Annotated in this window: 18 protein-coding genes and 2 pseudogenes; 4 read left to right on the forward strand and 16 right to left on the reverse strand. The window is 73.2% G+C overall.

All coding sequences use genetic code 11. The features are described from left to right. Positions 1-2: 2 nt before the first annotated feature. The 6 genes from JKP76_RS18230 to JKP76_RS18255 all read right to left on the reverse strand — a co-directional run bounded on the left by JKP76_RS18230 (position 3) and on the right by JKP76_RS18255 (position 4,524). Positions 3-1,406 (reverse strand): glycine--tRNA ligase, encoded by a 1,404-nt coding sequence (locus tag JKP76_RS18230; protein ID WP_309233043.1) that lies wholly within the window; start codon positions 1,404-1,406, stop codon positions 3-5. A gap of 71 nt (positions 1,407-1,477) precedes the next feature. After that, positions 1,478-1,852, reverse strand: a complete 375-nt coding sequence (locus tag JKP76_RS18235; protein ID WP_309229549.1) for an HNH endonuclease signature motif containing protein — start codon at positions 1,850-1,852, stop codon at positions 1,478-1,480. A 46-nt stretch (positions 1,853-1,898) separates the two neighbouring features. Further along, entirely contained in the window at positions 1,899-2,297 is a 399-nt protein-coding gene (locus JKP76_RS18240) for a rhodanese-like domain-containing protein (RefSeq protein ID WP_200492191.1), read from the reverse strand. Continuing rightward, entirely contained in the window at positions 2,294-2,566 is a 273-nt protein-coding gene (locus tag JKP76_RS18245) for an antibiotic biosynthesis monooxygenase (protein ID WP_200492192.1), read from the reverse strand. Before JKP76_RS18245 ends, JKP76_RS18240 begins: the two co-directional genes overlap by 4 nt. 26 nt (positions 2,567-2,592) lie before the next feature. After that, on the reverse strand, positions 2,593-3,357 hold the full coding sequence (locus JKP76_RS18250; protein WP_200492193.1) for an SDR family NAD(P)-dependent oxidoreductase: 765 nt from the start codon (positions 3,355-3,357) through the stop codon (positions 2,593-2,595). Positions 3,358-3,360: 3 nt separating this feature from the next. Next, a complete protein-coding gene (locus tag JKP76_RS18255) occupies positions 3,361-4,524 on the reverse strand; it encodes an acyl-CoA dehydrogenase family protein (protein WP_200492194.1) in 1,164 nt (387 codons plus the stop codon). A gap of 25 nt (positions 4,525-4,549) precedes the next feature. Here JKP76_RS18255 and JKP76_RS18260 point away from each other — a divergent pair, with 25 nt between their 5' ends. Beyond that, a complete protein-coding gene (locus tag JKP76_RS18260; RefSeq protein WP_200492195.1) occupies positions 4,550-5,767 on the forward strand; it encodes a CaiB/BaiF CoA-transferase family protein in 1,218 nt (405 codons plus the stop codon). Here the strand turns inward: JKP76_RS18260 and JKP76_RS18265 are convergent. The 9 genes and pseudogenes from JKP76_RS18265 to JKP76_RS18305 form a co-directional block, all read right to left on the reverse strand. Next, complete coding sequence (locus tag JKP76_RS18265) at positions 5,764-6,528, reverse strand: isoprenyl transferase (protein WP_200492196.1); 765 nt, start codon at positions 6,526-6,528, stop codon at positions 5,764-5,766. The genes JKP76_RS18260 and JKP76_RS18265 overlap by 4 nt on opposite strands. A gap of 136 nt (positions 6,529-6,664) precedes the next feature. Beyond that, positions 6,665-7,333: pseudogene (recO, locus tag JKP76_RS18270) on the reverse strand (DNA repair protein RecO); the annotation flags it as partial. After that, positions 7,333-8,250 (reverse strand): GTPase Era, encoded by a 918-nt coding sequence (gene era / locus JKP76_RS18275; RefSeq protein ID WP_200492197.1) that lies wholly within the window; start codon positions 8,248-8,250, stop codon positions 7,333-7,335. The gene era and the pseudogene recO, both read right to left, overlap by 1 nt. 44 nt (positions 8,251-8,294) lie before the next feature. Continuing rightward, complete coding sequence (locus JKP76_RS18280) at positions 8,295-8,627, reverse strand: cytidine deaminase (protein ID WP_200492198.1); 333 nt, start codon at positions 8,625-8,627, stop codon at positions 8,295-8,297. A 4-nt stretch (positions 8,628-8,631) separates the two neighbouring features. Further along, entirely contained in the window at positions 8,632-9,981 is a 1,350-nt protein-coding gene (locus JKP76_RS18285) for a hemolysin family protein (protein ID WP_200492199.1), read from the reverse strand. After that, positions 9,978-10,481, reverse strand: coding sequence for an rRNA maturation RNase YbeY (ybeY, locus tag JKP76_RS18290; protein ID WP_200492200.1), 504 nt, complete (start codon positions 10,479-10,481; stop codon positions 9,978-9,980). The genes JKP76_RS18285 and ybeY overlap by 4 nt, the downstream gene beginning before the upstream one ends. Before the next feature lie 5 nt (positions 10,482-10,486). After that, positions 10,487-11,542, reverse strand: coding sequence for a PhoH family protein (locus tag JKP76_RS18295; protein ID WP_375335658.1), 1,056 nt, complete (start codon positions 11,540-11,542; stop codon positions 10,487-10,489). 167 nt (positions 11,543-11,709) lie between these two features. After that, positions 11,710-12,534: an enoyl-CoA hydratase/isomerase family protein gene (locus JKP76_RS18300; protein ID WP_200492201.1), complete on the reverse strand. Its 825-nt coding sequence runs from the start codon at positions 12,532-12,534 to the stop codon at positions 11,710-11,712. A 25-nt stretch (positions 12,535-12,559) separates the two neighbouring features. Beyond that, complete coding sequence (locus tag JKP76_RS18305; RefSeq protein ID WP_309229546.1) at positions 12,560-12,919, reverse strand: HIT domain-containing protein; 360 nt, start codon at positions 12,917-12,919, stop codon at positions 12,560-12,562. A 212-nt stretch (positions 12,920-13,131) separates the two neighbouring features. On the opposite strand from JKP76_RS18305, the pseudogene JKP76_RS22785 reads away from it, so the two are divergent. The 3 genes and pseudogenes from JKP76_RS22785 to JKP76_RS18315 form a co-directional block, all read left to right on the forward strand. Next, positions 13,132-13,533: pseudogene (locus JKP76_RS22785) on the forward strand (carbon starvation CstA family protein); the annotation flags it as partial. A 106-nt stretch (positions 13,534-13,639) separates the two neighbouring features. Then, positions 13,640-15,289 (forward strand): carbon starvation CstA family protein, encoded by a 1,650-nt coding sequence (locus tag JKP76_RS22790; protein ID WP_255522715.1) that lies wholly within the window; start codon positions 13,640-13,642, stop codon positions 15,287-15,289. Beyond that, positions 15,286-15,474, forward strand: a complete 189-nt coding sequence (locus tag JKP76_RS18315) for a YbdD/YjiX family protein (RefSeq protein ID WP_200492202.1) — start codon at positions 15,286-15,288, stop codon at positions 15,472-15,474. The genes JKP76_RS22790 and JKP76_RS18315 overlap by 4 nt, the downstream gene beginning before the upstream one ends. A 302-nt stretch (positions 15,475-15,776) precedes the next feature. Here the strand turns inward: JKP76_RS18315 and JKP76_RS18320 are convergent, their stop codons facing one another. Further along, positions 15,777-16,529 (reverse strand): 16S rRNA (uracil(1498)-N(3))-methyltransferase, encoded by a 753-nt coding sequence (locus tag JKP76_RS18320; RefSeq protein ID WP_200492203.1) that lies wholly within the window; start codon positions 16,527-16,529, stop codon positions 15,777-15,779. Positions 16,530-16,531: the final 2 nt, after the last annotated feature.

A 16,531-nucleotide genomic window follows, 5' to 3' on the forward strand; every position in this document is an offset into this window, starting at 1 on the left:
AATCAGCAGCCGACGAGCCGCGCGCCCAGGTAGGACTCGACCTGGTCCAGCGCGACGCGCTCCTGGTTCATCGAGTCGCGCTCGCGGATGGTCACGGCCTGGTCCTCGAGGGTGTCGAAGTCCACCGTGATGCAGAACGGCGTCCCGACCTCGTCCTGCCGGCGGTACCGGCGGCCGATCGCGCCGGCGTCGTCGAAGTCGACGTTCCAGTTGCGGCGCAGCGCGGTGGCCAGGTCCTTCGCCTTGGGCGAGAGGTCGGCGTTGCGCGACAGCGGGAGGACGGCGGCCTTCACCGGCGCCAGCCGCGGGTCGAGCTTGAGCACCGTACGGGTGTCCACACCGCCCTTGGCGTTGGGCGCCTCGTCCTCGGTGTACGCCTCGATGAGGAACGCCATCAGCGAGCGGGTCAGGCCGGCCGCGGGCTCGATGACGTACGGCGTCCACCGGGTGTTCGAGGCCTGGTCGAAGTACGACAGGTCGGTGCCCGAGTGCTCGGTGTGCGTCTTCAGGTCGAAGTCGGTGCGGTTGGCGATGCCCTCGAGCTCGCCCCACTCGGAGCCCTGGAAGCCGAAGCGGTACTCGATGTCGACGGTGCGCTTCGAGTAGTGCGACAGCTTCTCCTTCGCGTGCTCGTAGTGGCGGAGGTTGTCGCGGTCGATGCCGAGGTCGGTGTACCAGGCGGTGCGCTGGTCGATCCAGTACTGGTGCCACTCCTCGTCGGTGCCCGGCTCGACGAAGAACTCCATCTCCATCTGCTCGAACTCGCGGGTGCGGAAGATGAAGTTGCCGGGGGTGATCTCGTTGCGGAAGGACTTGCCGATCTGGCCGATGCCGAACGGCGGCTTCTTGCGCGCGGCGCCCATGACGTTGGCGAAGTTCACGAAGATGCCCTGGGCGGTCTCCGGCCGGAGGTAGTGCAGGCCGGACTCGTCCTCGACCGGGCCGAGGTAGGTCTTGAGCATCATGTTGAAGTCGCGCGGCTCGGTCCACGCGCCCTTCGTGCCGCAGTTCGGGCAGGAGATGTCGGCCAGGCCGTTCTCCGGCGCCCGGCCCTTCTTCTCCTCGTAGCCCTCTTCGAGGTGGTCGGCCCGGAAGCGCTTGTGGCAGCTCTGGCACTCGGTCAGGGGGTCGGTGAAGACGCCGACGTGACCGGAGGCGATCCAGGTCTGGCGCGGCAGGATCACCGAGGAGTCCAGGCCGACGATGTCGTCCCGGCTCTGGACGACGGTGCGCCACCACTGCTTCTTGATGTTCTCCTTGAGCTCGACGCCCAGCGGACCGTAGTCCCAGGCGGAGCGGGTACCGCCGTAGATCTCCCCCGACGGGAAGACGAAGCCCCGTCGCTTGCAGAGGTTCACGACCTTGTCGAGGCGGGCGGGGTCGTGCTTGGCGGTGCTGTCGCTCACGGCGAGAGGCTCCATCCGGCTGGCGGTCGGCGGTTGACCTGCCCACGGTAGTTCCCCCGTCCGCGGCGTCGTCAGTCGGTGACCACCGCCGCCGGCTCCCCCGCGGACTGCGGGGTCAGCGCCATCCTGATCTCGGCGTGCCGCACCAGGAAGGCGCGCTCGTCCAGCTTCTTCCGGCGCAGCCAGCCGGTCACCTCGTCGTTGCACTTGCTGGCGTTGCACGAGCCGCAGGCCGGCGCGATGTTGTCCAGCGTGTAGCGGCCGCCGCGGGAGATCGGCAGCACGCAGTCCCGCTGCAGCGGGACCCCGGTGGCACGGCAGTACGCGCAGCCGCCCCAGGCCGCCTGCAGCGCGCTCCACTGCTCCGGGCTCAGGTCGTGCTCGACGGCGTCCATCCGGCGCTTGCGCCGGCGGGCGTACCGGGCGGTGCGGGTGCGGCTGACCACGGGCCGACCGTAGGCGCTGACCGGCGCCGGGCGTGGGACCGCCGCGTCACTCCCGCACGTCGGCCGGGCCGCAGGTCACCGGCAGCCCGGCGGCCAGCCACGCCTCGACCCCGCCGGCGAGGTCGGTGGCGCGGTGCAGGCCGATCGCGCGCAGCGAGGCCGCGGCCAGGCTGGAGCTGTAGCCCTGCCGGCAGACGACGACCACCTCGACGTCCCAGCCGGTCGCCTCGGGGATCCTCGCGTCGCTCGTCGGGTCCAACCGCCACTCGAGGACGGTGCGGTCGATGACCAGCGCGCCGGGCAGCTCGCCCTGCCGGCGGCGCTGGGCCTCGGTGCGGGTGTCCACGACCAGCGCCCCGCGGGCCTGCGCCGCGACGACCTCGGCGGGGCCGGGGCGGTGCACGCCCGCGCGGCTGGCGGCCAGCAGGGCGTCGATCCCCGTCACGGGACGTACGCACCCGGCTCGTCGACGGCGTGCACCCACACCGGCGCCCCGGCGATCTTGACCGCGGCGGCCGACAGCCCGCGCCGGTAGGCGCCGACGCCGTCCCAGCGGGTCACCAGGGCGAACAGGGCGGGGTCGTCGGCCGCGCGCCCGAAGTCCCCGCCCCGGAAGCCGGGTTGCGCGCCGAGCGCCTCGAGCAGCGGACCGACCGCGGCCACCAGGGCGTCGGCGTCCGCCCCGGTCGCCCGCAGGCGGGTCACCGCGAACATGCCGACGTCCCCTGCCGTCCCGCCGATCAGCGCGGTGCCATCCGGATGGCGCCGTCGAGGCGGATCGTCTCGCCGTTGAGGTAGCCGTTCTCCAGGATCTGGCCGGCCAGCTGGGCGAACTCCGAGGTGTGGCCCAGCCGCGCCGGGTTCGGCACCGAGGCCTCCAGGGAGGCCCGCACGTCCTCGCGCAGCCGCGCCAGCAGCGGGGTGTCCATGATCCCGGGCGCGATGGTGCAGACCCGGATCGCCTTGCTCGCCAGGTCGCGGGCGGCGTTGAGGGTCATGCCGACGATGGCGGCCTTGGACGCGGTGTAGGGCAGCTGACCGATCTGGCCCTCGTAGGCGGCCACCGAGGCGGTGAGCACGATCGCGCCGCGCTCGCCGTCGACGGGCTCGGTGCGGGCCATGCGCGCCGCCCCCAGCCGCAGGGCGTTGAAGGAACCGGTGACGTTGAGCTTCATCACCCACTCGAAGTCCTCGAGCGAGCCGGGCTCGCCGTCCTTGTCCAGGACGCGCAGCCGGCGGCCGGCACCGGCGCAGTGCACGAGCCCGCGCAGCGGGCCGTCCTCGCCGGCCGCGTCGAGGGCCGCCGCGAACTGGTCGGCGTCGGTGACGTCGGCCGGGGCGAAGCGGGCGGCGTCGCCGAGGTCGGCCGCGACCTGCTCACCGGCCGAGCTCGGCAGGTCGATGATGGTGACCCGGCCGCCGGCGGCGACCAGGCGCTGGGCGGTGGCCAGGCCGAGGCCCGAGGCGCCGCCGGTGACGGCGGTGACGAGTCCGTTGAGCTGCATGGGTCAGATTCCTTCTCGGTTGCGGTCACGGGCGACGAGCTGGGCGGCGATGACGTTGCGCTGCACCTCGTTGGTGCCCTCGCCGAGGATCATCAGCGGGGCGTCGCGGAAGTAGCGCTCGACGTCGTACTCACGGGAGAAGCCGTAGCCGCCGTGCACGCGCATGGCGTCGAGGGCTACCTGCATGGCGGTCTCGGAGGCGAACAGCTTGGCCATGCCGGCCTCGAGGTCGGCGCGCCTGCCGCTGTCGAGCACGGCGGCGGCGTCGAGGGTCATCAGGCGGGCGGCCCGGGTCTTCGTCGCCATGTCGGCGAGCAGGTTGCCGACCGACTGGTGCTGCCAGATCGGCTTGCCGAAGGTCTCCCGGTCCTGGGCGTAGCGCAGCGCCGCGGTGAGCGCGGCCTGGGCGACGCCGACCGCTCGGGCGGCGACCTGGATCCGGCCGACCTCGAGCCCGCGCATCATGTGCCGCCAGCCGTGGCCGGGCTCGCCCCCGAGGACGGCGGAGGCGGGCACCCGCATCGCGTCGAAGGAGAGCTCGCAGGCCTCCACTCCGCGGTAGCCGAGCTTGGGGATCTTGCCCGACACGGTCAGGCCCTCGCCCGGCTCGACCAGCACCACGCTCATCCCCGCGTGTGCCGGCTGGGCGGTGCGGTCGGTCTTGCAGAGCAGGCCGATGAGGCCGGAGTGCTGGGCGTTGGAGATCCAGGTCTTCGAGCCGGAGATGACCAGGTCGTCGCCGTCGGCGACGGCGTGGGTGCGCATGCCCTGCAGGTCGCTGCCGCCCGAGGGCTCGGTGAGCGCCATGGTCGCGCGGATGCGCCCCTCGGCCATCGCCGGCAGGTAGCGCTGCTGCTGGTCCTCGGTGCCGAAGGTCCGGATCAGGTAGGTGATGACCGAGTGCCCGCCGATGGCGCCGGCCAGGCTCATCCAGCCGCGGGCCAGCTCCTCGGTGACGCGGGCGAAGCACGCGGCGCTGACGTCGGAGCCGCCGTGCTCCACGGGGCCGAGGAGACCGAAGAAGCCGAGCTCCTTCATCTCCTCGATGAACTCCTCCGGGTACTGGTCGACCGACTCGAACTCGCGCACGCGGGGGGCGACCCGCTCGTCGACGAACTGCGCGACCAGGGCGACCATGTCCTGCTCGTCGGCTGTCAGGGAGCTCATGGCCGGGACACTATGTTGTGCGCCTATGACCGCCGCCACAGACCCGTCCCTGCCGCTCACCGGGATCACCGTGGTGGCGCTGGAGCAGGCGGTGGCCGCCCCGATCGCCACCCGGCACCTCGCTGACCTGGGCGCCCGGGTCATCAAGGTCGAGCGCGTCGGCGAGGGCGACTTCGCCCGCCACTACGACGGCGCGGTGCGCGGGATGGCGTCGCACTTCGTGTGGCTCAACCTGGGCAAGGAGTCGGTGGCGCTGGACCTGAAGTCCCCCGACGGCGTGGCCGCGGTGCGCGCCCTCGTCTCCCGGGCCGACGTCTTCCTGCAGAACCTCGCGCCCGGCGCGGCGGCCCGGCTGGGCCTGGACGGCGAGGCGCTGCGGGCGGCGGACCCGCGGCTCGTCGTCGTCAACATGTCCGGCTACGGCACCGACGGACCGCGGCGGGACCGCAAGGCCTACGACATGCTCATCCAGGCCGAGACCGGACTGGTGTCCGTGACCGGCACTCCCGAGACCGCCACCAAGACCGGCATCCCGACCTCCGACATCGCCGCCGGCCTGTACGCGTCCCAGTCGGTGCTGGCCGCGCTGTTCCGGCGGGAGCGCACCGGCGAGGGCGCCACCGTCGAGGTGTCGATGTTCGACGCGACAGCCGAGTGGCTGGGCCACCAGATGTACATGCAGATGTACGCCGACCGGCAGGTGCCGCGGATGGGCCTGAGCCACGCCGCGATCGCGCCCTACGACGCCTACCCGACCAAGGACGGGCAGATCCTGATCGGGGTGCAGAACGACCGGGGGTGGCAGGACCTCGTGACCAAGGTGTTCGACCGCCCGGACCTCGCCGACCACCCGCGGCTGCGCACGAACGTGCTGCGGGTGGCCCACCGCGAGGAGTGCGACGCGGTGGTCTCCACCGAGACCCAGCAGTGGTCGACCGCCGACCTCGACGCCCGCCTCGCGGAGGCCGGCGTGCCCGCGGCGCAGATCAACGAGCTGCAGGGCCTGATCGACCACCCCCAGCTCAGCGCCCGGGACCGGTGGCGCGAGGTGGACACTCCGGTCGGGCCGGTGCGCGCCATCCTGCCGCCGATGACGTTCACCGACGTGGAGCTGGCGATGGGCGCGGTCCCCGACCTCGGCGAGCACACCGCCGCCGTCCTGGCGGAGTTCGGCTACGACGACCAGACGGTGGAGCGACTGCTCGCCAGCGGCGTCGCCGGCCGGCCGGCGACGGAGTCCTAGGCGGAGCCGAAGCGGCGCTGGCGGGAGGCGTACTCCTCGCAGGCGGCCCACAGGTGCCGGCGGTCGAAGTCGGGCCACAGCGTGTCCAGGAAGACCATCTCCGCGTAGGCCGACTGCCACAGCAGGAAGTTGCTGGTGCGGTTCTCCCCGGAGCTGCGCACGAACAGGTCGACGTCGGGCATGTCCGGCTCGTCGAGGAACCGGGCGATCGTCTTCTCGTCGATCTTGTCCGGGTTCAGCCGGCCGGCGGCGACCTCGCGGCCGATGGCCGCGGCGGCGTCGGCGATCTCGGCCCGGCCGCCGTAGTTGACGCACATGGTGAGGGTGAGGACGTCGTTGTCCTTCGTGAGCTCCTCGGCGATCTCCAGCTCCTTGATCACCGAACGCCACAACCGGGGACGACGACCCGCCCAGCGCACCCGCACCCCGAGCTCGTGCATCTCGTCGCGGCGCCGGCGGATGACGTCGCGGTTGAACCCCATGAGGAAGCGCACCTCGTCGGGGCTGCGCCGCCAGTTCTCGGTGGAGAACGCGTAGGCGCTGATCGCGGTCACGCCGAGCTCGATGGCGCCCTCGACGCAGTCGAACAGCGAGGACTCCCCCGCCTCGTGCCCGGCGGTGCGGGGCAGCCCGCGCTGCTTGGCCCAGCGGCCGTTGCCGTCCATGACGATCGCGACGTGGCCGGGCACCTTGTCGGCGGGCAGCTGCGGCGGGCGCGCGCCGGAGGGGTGCGGGTTCGGCGGCCGGACGGCGCGCGTCACGCGCCGGTCCCGACGACGATCGGCGCGGCCGGCTGCACCACCGCGGGGCGGGCGTCGGACCGGTCGACCAGCGGCAGCGAGAGCGCAGCCCGCGCTCGAGGTGCCACTGCAGCATCGCGGCGACCAGGCCGCTGCTCTCGCGGCGGTTGATGCCCTGGCTGGCATCCGCGCGCGCCCAGTCGCCGGTCAGGAGGGCCTCCATGAGCTCGAGGGTGACCGGGCTCGGCATCGCCGAGCCGGTGGGCCGGCACGCCGGGCACACCGTGCCGCCGGCCGGGACGGAGAAGTGCCGGTGCGGGCCGACCTCACCGCAGCGGGCGCAGTCGCCCAGCGCGGGCTCCCAGCCGGCCACCGACATCGCGCGCAGCAGGAACGCGTCCAGCACCAGGCCGGGTGAGTGGGTGCGCTCGCCCAGCGTCCGCAGCGCACCGACGACGAGCAGGAACATCCGCAGCGCGGGCTCCTTCTCCTCGGCGGTGAGCCGGTCGGCGGTCTCCAGCACCGCGGTGCCGGCGGTGTACGCCGGGTAGTCGGTGACGACCTCCTGGCCGTAGGAGCGGATCGACTCGACCTGGCTCACGATGTCGAGGTTCCGGCCGGTGTAGAGCTGCAGGTCGACGTGGGTGAACGGCTCGAGCCGGGCACCGAACTTGCTCTTCGTGCGGCGCACCCCCTTGGCGACGGCGCGCACCTTGCCGGTGCGGCGGGTGAGGACCGTGACGATCCGGTCGGCCTCGCCCAGCTTCTGGGTGCGCAGCACGATGCCCTCGTCCCGGTACAGGGCCTTCGGGGTGTGCGCGCTCATCAGTAGCCCAGCCGGTTGAGCTTCTTCGGGTCGTCCTGCCACTCGCCGAGCACGGTGACGTGCAGGGCGAGGTGGACGCGGGCGTCGAGCAGCGTCTCCATGCCCACGCGCGCCTCGCTGCCGATCGCCTTGATGATCGACCCGCCCTTGCCCAGCAGCATCGGCTTCTGGCTGGCCCGCTCGCAGTGCAGCAGGGCGTGCACCTCGACCAGGTCGCGGCCGGCCTGCTTGGGGTCGGGCCGGCGGGTCATCTCCTCGATGGTGACCGCCAGCGAGTGCGGCACCTCCTGGAACACCTTCTCCAGCGCCGCCTCGCGGACCAGCTCGGCGAGCTGGCGCTCGACGTCCTCGTCGGTGGTCTGCTCTTCCGGGTACAGCGGCGGGCCCTCCGGCAGCAGGCCGATGAGCAGCTGCTCCAGCAGGTCGACCTGGTCGCCCTTCACCGCGCTGATCGGCACGATCTCGGCCGCCTCGACCAGCTGGCTGGCGGCGATCAGCTGCTCGGCGACCTGCTTCTTGCCGGTCGCGTCGGTCTTGGTCACCACCACGACGATCGGGGCCTTGATCTCGCGCAGCTGGCGGGCGATGAACTTGTCGCCGGTGCCCACGGGCTGGTCGGCCGGGACGCAGAACACCACCACGTCGACGTCGGAGAGCGTGTCCCGGACGACGTCGTTGAGCCGCTTGCCCAGCAGGCTCTTCGGCTTGTGCAGGCCCGGGGTGTCGACCAGCACGATCTGGCCCTCGGGCCGGTGCACCACGCCGCGGATGGCGTGCCGGGTGGTCTGCGGGCGGTTGCTGACGATGCCGACCTTCTCGCCGACCAGCGCGTTGGTCAGGGTGGTCTTGCCGGCGTTCGGGCGGCCCACCAGGGCGACGAAGCCGCTGCGGTGCGGCGTCTGCTCGGGTGTGCTCACCCGGACAGTCTCCCACCGACGGCTGACACCAGCGGCCGGCCCGGTCAGGCGGTGGTGCGCAGGGTGCCGTCGGGGCCGGCGAGGTGCACCGGCGCCGACGGCGTGAGGTCGCGGACGGCGGCGAGCCCCTCCTGCTCGACCGCGTCGGCTTCGGAGACGATCGCCGCGGCCTCGAGCCCCTCGACGCCGCTGGAGACGGCGGCGGCGACCGCGGCCTGCAGCGCCGACAGCTTCAGCGAGGGCAGCGCGACGCCCGCGGCGACGTAGGTGCGGCCGTCGGTGTCACGGACCGCGGCTCCCTCCGCCGCACCGGTGCGGGCGCGCGCGGAGCGGGCGAGGGTGACGAGCTTGGCGTCCTCGGGCTGCAGGTCGGGCACCGGATCAGCCTTCCACGCCGACGGCCGGCTCCTGGTCGCGGGTGGCGGCCCGGCCGCGGCTGTCGGTCTCCTCGTCGTCCTCCGGCGGCTCGACCCGGCAGACCAGCATCGTGTCGATCCGGTTGCGCCGGCCGCCGCTGCTCTCGGCGACCAGCCGCAGCCCGCCGATCTCGGCCGAGGCGCCCTCGATGGGCACCAGGCCCAGCTCGCGGGCGAGCAGGCCGCCGACGGTCTCGACGTCGTCGTCCTCGGGCAGCTCGACGCCGAACAGCGCGGCGAGGTCCTCCACGGGCAGGCGGGCGGTGACCCGCATGGAGCCGTCGGCCAGCTCCTCGACCGGCGGGCGCTGGACGGCGTCGTGCTCATCGGCGATCTCGCCGACGATCTCCTCGAGGATGTCCTCGATGGTGACCAGCCCGGCGAAGCCGCCGTACTCGTCGACCACGATCGCGATGTGGATGCGCCGGGCCTGCATGTCGCGCAGCAGCTCGTCGACCGGCTTGGACTCCGGCACGAACGCCGGGGTGCGCATCAGCTCCTCGACCCTGGGCCCGCGGCCGTCGCCGGCGTTCTGCGACCGGCGGACGAGGTCCTTGAGGTAGACCACGCCCACCACGTCGTCGACGTTCTCGCCGATGACCGGGATGCGGCTGAACCCGCTGCGCAGGGCCAGCGCGAGGGCCTGGCGGACGGTCTTGCCGCGCTCGATCCAGACGACGTCGGTGCGCGGCACCATGACCTCGCGGGCGATCGTGTCGCCGAGCTCGAACACCGAGTGGATCATGTTGCGCTCGCCGGACTCCACGACGCCGCGCTCCTCGGCCATGTCGACCAGCTCGCGCAGCTCCACCTCGGAGGAGAACGGGCCGTCGCGGAAGCCGCGTCCGGGCGTGATCATGTTGCCGACCAGGATGAGCAGGGTGGCGACCGGCCCGAGCACGCGGCCCAGGAAGCGGACGACGCCGGCGCTGGCCAGCGCCACGGAGTAGGCGTGCTGGCGGCCCAGGGTGCGCGGGCCGACGCCGATCAGCACGTAGCTGACGACGGTCATGATCCCGGCCGCGGTCAGCACGGTGCGCCAGCCGCCGCCCCAGGCGTCGTAGAGCAGGACGGTGCCCAGCACCGCGGCGACCATCTCGCAGGCGATGCGCAGCAGGAGCAGCAGCGACACGTGGCGGGCGCGCTCGCCGACGACCTCCTCGAGCGCGACGGCGCGCTTGGCACCTTCGCGCCGGAGCTCCTCGACCCGAGCCTTGGACACCCGCTGCAGGGCGGCGTCCATGGCTCCGAACAGGCCCGCGAGCGGGACCAGGCAGACCGCGATCACCAGGAGGACGACCGCACCCGAGCTCATCGGGGGTTCTGCCCCTTGTCGACCGCCTCGCCCGTCACGGGCTCCCGCGACGCCGAGCGCCAGGCCTCGATGAGCTGCGACTGGAGGCCGAACATCTCCTTCTCCTCGTCCGGCTCCATGTGGTCGTAGCCGAGCAGGTGCAGCACGCCGTGCGTGGCCAGCAGCACCAGCTCGTCGTCCATCGTGTGGCCGGCGGCGCGGGCCTGGCGGACGGCGACGGCGGGGCACAGCACGACGTCGCCGAGCAGCGCGGGACCCGGATCGGGGTCGTCCGGGCGGGCGGTGTCGAGCTCGTCCATGGGGAAGGCGAGGACGTCGGTCGGGCCCTTCTCCCCCATCCAGCGCTCGTGCAGGCTGCTCATGTACTCGACGTCGACGCAGAGGACCGAGAGCTCGGCCATCGGGTTGACGTCCATCTCGCCGAGCACGAAGCGGCAGATGCCGGCCAGCTCCGCCTCGTCGACGGCGATCTCGGACTCGTTGGACACCTCGACGGGCATCGGGTTCAGCTCCCCTGCCGGCGCGGCCGGGTCGGTCGTGCCGGCGCGCTGGCGGCCGGTCGGGTCGTGGTGGGCTGGCGGGCGGCGTCGAAGCGCTCGTAGGCGTCGACGATGTCGCCGACCAGCCGGTGCCGGACGACGTCGGTGCTGGTCAGCGTGGCGAAGTGCACGTCCTCGACCCCGTCGAGGATCTCGCGGACGATCTTCAGGCCGCTCTGCGCGCCCCCGGGCAGGTCCACCTGCGTGACGTCGCCGGTGACGACGATCTTCGAGCCGAACCCGAGCCGGGTCAGGAACATCTTCATCTGCTCGGCGGTGGTGTTCTGCGCCTCGTCGAGGATCACGAACGCGTCGTTGAGCGTGCGGCCGCGCATGTAGGCCAGCGGCGCGACCTCGATCGTGCCCGAGGCCATGAGCCGCGGGATCGACTCCGGGTCGACCATGTCGTGCAGCGCGTCGTAGAGCGGCCGCAGGTAGGGGTCGATCTTCTCGCTCAGCGTGCCGGGCAGGTAGCCCAGCCGCTCGCCGGCCTCGACCGCGGGGCGGGTCAGGATGATCCGGTTGACCTGCTTGGTCTGGAGCGCCTGCACCGCCTTGGCCATCGCGAGGTAGGTCTTGCCGGTACCGGCCGGGCCGATGCCGAAGACGATGGTGTGCTCGTCGATCGCGTCGACGTAGCGCTTCTGGTTCAGCGTCTTGGGCCGGATCGTGCGCCCGCGGCGGCTGATGATGTCGAGGCTGAGCACCTCGGCCGGCCGCTCGGACCCACCGCCCCGGAGCATGGCGATGACGCGGCGCACGGAGTCCGGGCGCAGCTGCTGACCGGTGCCGAGCAGCGCCAGCAGCTCGTCGAAGACGCGGACGGCGAAGGCGTTGTCGGCCGGCTGCCCGGTCACGGTGATCTCGTTGCCGCGCACGTGCACGTCGGCCTCGACCTCCGCCTCGACCAGGCGCAGCAGCTCGTCGGCGGAGCCGAGCAGGGCGACCATCGAGACCGACTCGGGGACGGCGATCGTGGCGCGGACCGGCGCCGGGTGGGCGGCGGTGGCGGTGTCGTCCACGGCAGCGGCCTGGGCCGATGCCTCACGGGACGTGGGAGCACCCTCGACGGGGACGTTCGGGGAGGTGTCGGGCAAGAACCCTCGACCCTGCCTTCCTGGCTGGGGAGTGGCGGACCGTTCGATGCTACCCGCGCGCGGCACCGCGAAGCGCCGATCGCCCGATGGGGTCAGCGCCCGGAGTACGTCGCCTTGCCGGGCCCGTCGGTGAGGAAGGAGCGCACCGCACCGCGCAGGTCCTCGGTGGCGAACAGCGCGCCCGACACCTCCGGGACCAGCGCGTCGGCGGCCCGGGCACCGTCCCGGACCGAGGTGGCGACCAGCCGCTTCGTCGCGGCGTGCGCGAGCGTCGGCCCCGCAGCGACCTGGTGGGCGTAGGCGCGGGCGGCCGCGGCGAAGCCGTCGTCCGGCAGCACCCGGTTGACCACGTTCCACCGCTCGAGGACGGCGGCCGGGTAGCGCTCGCCGGTGAACACCAGCTCGCGGGCCCGGGCCGCGCCGGCCCGCTCGGCCAGCCGCTGCGGGCCGCCCATCGACGGGGTGAGCCCGACGACGATCTCCACCAGCCCGAACGACGCCTTCTCGGCGGCCAGCAGGATGTCGCAGGCCAGGGAGAGCTCGAAGGCGGCCGTCAGCGTGAGCCCGTGCGCGGCGAACACCGTGGGCACCGGCAGGTCCTCCACGGTCTGCGCCACCCGCAGCAGCTGGGCCCACAGCTCGCCGCCCCGGCCGGCGGGATCCGGCCCCTCGGCGATGTCGCGGAAGAAGGTGACGTCGACGCCGCCGGAGACGACCTTGCCGCGCGCCTCGAACAGCACGGCCCGCGCCCGGTCGGTGCGCTGCGGGTCGGTGAGCGCGACCAGCTGGGTCACCACGGCGTCCAGCGCCTGGAACACCGCCGGGGTGAACAGGTTCAGCGGCGGGTTGTCGAGGACGACGACGGCGACGTCGCCGTCCCGCTCGATGCGGACGGGGGCGGCGGTCTGCTCGGTCACGCCCCCACCCTGTCACCCGCCGGCGTCAGCCGGGGGGCCACCCGAGGCCGCGGCCGCCGAGGACGTGCAGGTGGAGGTGGTCGACCGACTGCCCGGCCTGCGGCCCGGTGTTGGTGACGACGCGGTAGCCGGGCTCGTTGCCGCCGTCGGCGACCAGCCCCTCCTGGACGGCGACGGCGTGCGCGGCGTTCGCCACCTCCCCCAGCAGCGCGGGGTCGGCCGCCGCGAGGGCACCGAAGTTGCGGTGGTGCTCCTTGGGGATCACCAGCACGTGCGTGGGCGCCTGCGGGTTGATGTCCCGGAAGGCCAGCACGCGGTCGGTCGAGTGGACGACGTCGGCGGGGATCTCCCCGGCGACCATGCGGCAGAACAGGCAGTCGGACACGGTCCGCACCCTAGGGCCCGACCGGCCGCGCCCGCCCTCCGGAGCCCCCGGTTCCAGCCAGCCGGAACCCCTCGGCGTCCTTATGCTCGGACGCGTAACCGACGGGGGCCGGCAGCGGAGCCGGTGTCGGGACGGAGGACGTCATGTCCGGAACTGTCACCGCGGGGAGCTCGTCGAGCGGCCGCTCCCCCGCACCCCCGGCCGGCCGGCGGATGTCCCCGGCACAGGTCGGCATCTGGGCGCTGGTCGCCGCGGTCGGCGCCGTCTGCTGGGCGGTGCTGGCGCTGGCCCGCGGCGAGACCATCTCGGCGCTGTGGATCCTGTTCGCGGCGCTGTCCTCCTACGCCATCGCCTACCGCTTCTACGCGCGGTTCATCGTCCGGCGGGTGCTGGAGGCCGACGACACCCGCGCCACCCCCGCCGAGCGGCTGGAGAACGGCGTCGACTTCGACGTCACCGACCGTCGCGTCCTGTTCGGCCACCACTTCGCCGCGATCGCCGGGGCGGGCCCGCTGGTGGGGCCGGTGCTGGCCGCGCAGATGGGCTACCTGCCCGGCACGATCTGGATCATCGTCGGCGTCATCTTCGCCGGGGCCGTGCAGGACCTGACGGTGCTGTTCTTCTCCATGCGGCGCAACGGCAAGAGCCTGGGCCAGATGGTGCGCGAGGAGATCGGCGTCGTCGGCGGGGATCGCCGCGCTGATCGCCGTCTTCGCGATCATGATCATCATCCTGGCGGTGCTCGCGCTGATCGTGGTCAACGCGCTGGCCGAGTCGCCGTGGGGCGTCTTCTCCATCGCGCTGACCATCCCGATCGCGCTGTTCATGGGCTTCTACCTGCGGGTGCTGCGGCCCGGGCGGGTGCTGGAGGCCACCGGCATCGGCGTCGCCCTGCTGCTGCTGGCGATCATCGGCGGCGGCTGGATCGACGACACCGGCCTCGGCGACGCCCTCACCCTCTCCCGCGAGTGGCTGGTGCTCGCGCTGGTGGTCTACGGCTTCGTCGCCTCGGTGCTGCCGGTCTGGATGCTGCTCACCCCGCGCGACTACCTGTCGACCTTCATGAAGGTCGGCGTCATCGTGCTGCTGGCGATCGGGCTGCTCATCGCGCGGCCGGTGCTGCAGGCCGAGGCGGTCACCGACTTCGCCCGCGAGGGCACCGGGCCGGTGTTCGCCGGCTCGCTGTTCCCGTTCGTCTTCATCACCATCGCCTGCGGCGCGCTGTCGGGGTTCCACGCGCTCATCTCGTCCGGGACGACCCCGAAGATGGTGGCCAAGGAGAACCAGGTCCGGCTGATCGGCTACGGCGGGATGCTCATGGAGTCCTTCGTCGCGATCAGCGCGCTCATCGCCGCATGCGTGATCGACCAGGGGCTCTACTTCGCGATGAACGCCCCGGCCGGCGCCACCGGTGGCGACCCGGGCTCGGCGGCGGCGTTCATCGGCGGGCTGGGCTTCGACACCTCCGCCGACGACCTCGCGGCCGCCGCCGCGGCGGTGCAGGAACCGAGCCTGATCTCGCGCACCGGCGGCGCGCCGACCCTGGCCGTCGGGATCTCCGACATCTTCCACAACGCGTTCGGCGGCAACCTGCAGGCGTTCTGGTACCACTTCGCGATCATGTTCGAGGCGCTGTTCATCCTCACCGCCGTCGACGCCGGCACCCGCGTCGGGCGGTTCATGCTGCAGGACACGATCGGCAACGTCTGGAAGAAGTTCGGCGACCTCTCCTGGCGGCCGGGCAACGTGATGGCCAGCGCCGTCGTCGTCGGGCTCTGGGGCTATGTGCTCTACGTGGGCGTCACCGACCCGCTGGGCGGGGTGAACCAGCTCTTCCCGCTGTTCGGCATCGCCAACCAGCTGCTCGCGGCGATCGCGCTGACGCTGGTCACGGTGTTGCTGATCAAGCACGGGAAGCTGCGCTACGCCTGGGTGACGGCGGTCCCGCTGGTGTGGGACCTCGTGGTCACGATGACGGCGAGCTGGCAGAAGGTCTTCTCCGGCGACCCCGCCGTCGGGTACTTCGCGCAGCGCGCCCGCTACGCCGACGCCCGCGCCGCCGGGGAGCTGCTCGCCCCGGCGACCGACCGCGGGCAGATGGACCAGATCGTCTTCAACTCCACGCTCAACGGGATCCTGCAGGCGACGTTCGCGGTGCTGGTGCTCGTCGTCGTGGTGGACGCGGCCGTGGTCATCTCCCGCGCGCTGCGCGCCGGCGGCCGGCTGCCGACGACGGAGGAGCCGCACGTGCCCTCGACGCTGGTCGAACCGGCCGGCTTCTTCCCGACCGCGGAGGAGCGCGAGGCCGTCGCCGAGCACCGGCGGCTCGTCGGCGCCGGAGCCGGGCGGCCCGAGGCGGAGGAGAAGTGACCGTCCCGCTGGCCCGGGCCTGGCACGGCGTGCGCTGGTACCTGCGCGAGTTCACCGGCGAGGCCCGCTGGGACCGCTACCTCGAGCACTGCGCCGCGCACGGGCACGAGCCGATGAGCCGGCGCGCCTTCGAGCGGCTGCGCTCCGACGCGCTGGAGCGGAACCCGGTCACCCGCTGCTGCTGACGCCGTCGCCTGCGTCGTGTGCACGTTCCGGGCTGTCCAGCAGCCGGAGACCGCGGTACCCGCACAATCGCCGGGCCGCGACGGCGTAGGCGAGCCCGGCGAGGGCGGTTCCGGACCATCGCCGCCGCCCGGTCTCCGTCACCGGTCGATCGTCGCGGTGACCCCCGCCGGCAGCGAGCCGGAAGGCCACCCGTCACCTGACCGGGCGGCGTCCTCCCTCACCGCCGAGCGTCCTCCCTCACCGCACACCACGAGGGAGGACGCTCGACGATCAGGTCACCTGATCCCAGCGCGGGTGGCGGTCATGCCCAGCGGGTGCGGGCGGACAGCGCGGCGAGGGCGGCGGCGCCGGCGGTGGAGGTGCGGAGCACCTCGGGGCCCAGGCGCACCGGCTCGGCGCCCGCCGCGCGGAAGGCGACGACCTCGCCGTCGGTGATCCCGCCCTCCGGCCCGACGACGACGGCCACGGTGCCGGTCGAGGGCACGGTCAGCTCGGCGAGGGGACGGCGGGCCTGCTCGTGCAGCACCACCGCGAGCTCGACGTCGCCGAGCAGCCCGCACACCTCTCGGGTCGACATCGGCTCGGTCACCTCGGGCACCCGCGGCCGTCGGGACTGCTTGCTGGCCGCCCGCGCCGCCGCCCGCCACTTGGCGACGCCCTTGGCCACGCGGTCGTCGCGCCAGCGGGTGACGCAACGCGCCGCCGTCCACGGCACGATCCGGTCGACACCGAGCTCGGTGGCGAGGTCCACGGCCAGCGGCCCGCGGTCGCCCTTCGGCAGGGCCTGCACCAGCACGAACTCCGGCTGCGGCGCGGGCACCTCGAAGCGGGCGGTGACCGCCACCCGCAGCCCCTGCGCGGAGGCGGCGACGACCTCACCCTCGGCCACCGCACCCCGGCCGTCGCCGACGCGCACCCGCTCCCCCGGCTCCAGCCGCAGCACGTCGACGGCGTGCCGGCCCTCGGCGCCGTCGACGAGCACCTCGGCGGTGCCGGGCAGCTCGTCGAGGAGGAACAGCGGGGCGCCGTCGAGCTCCGGGCCGTCGGTGCTCATGG

The organism is Blastococcus sp. TML/C7B (genome assembly GCF_016612845.1).
GTDB lineage: Bacteria > Actinomycetota > Actinomycetes > Mycobacteriales > Geodermatophilaceae > Blastococcus.

Excerpts from the sequence above, each read along its gene's own strand:
- JKP76_RS18245 (WP_200492192.1), bottom strand. The coding sequence starts at position 2,566 with ATGTTCGCGGTGACCCGCCTGCGGGCGACCGGGGCGGACGCCGACGCC.
- JKP76_RS18250 (WP_200492193.1), bottom strand. The coding sequence starts at position 3,357 with ATGCAGCTCAACGGACTCGTCACCGCCGTCACCGGCGGCGCCTCGGGC.
- JKP76_RS18255 (WP_200492194.1), bottom strand. The coding sequence starts at position 4,524 with ATGAGCTCCCTGACAGCCGACGAGCAGGACATGGTCGCCCTGGTCGCG.
- JKP76_RS18260 (WP_200492195.1), top strand. The coding sequence starts at position 4,550 with ATGACCGCCGCCACAGACCCGTCCCTGCCGCTCACCGGGATCACCGTG.
- JKP76_RS18285 (WP_200492199.1), bottom strand. The coding sequence starts at position 9,981 with ATGAGCTCGGGTGCGGTCGTCCTCCTGGTGATCGCGGTCTGCCTGGTC.
- ybeY (WP_200492200.1), bottom strand. The coding sequence starts at position 10,481 with ATGCCCGTCGAGGTGTCCAACGAGTCCGAGATCGCCGTCGACGAGGCG.
- JKP76_RS22790 (WP_255522715.1), top strand. The coding sequence starts at position 13,640 with ATGATCATCATCCTGGCGGTGCTCGCGCTGATCGTGGTCAACGCGCTG.
- JKP76_RS18320 (WP_200492203.1), bottom strand. The coding sequence starts at position 16,529 with ATGAGCACCGACGGCCCGGAGCTCGACGGCGCCCCGCTGTTCCTCCTC.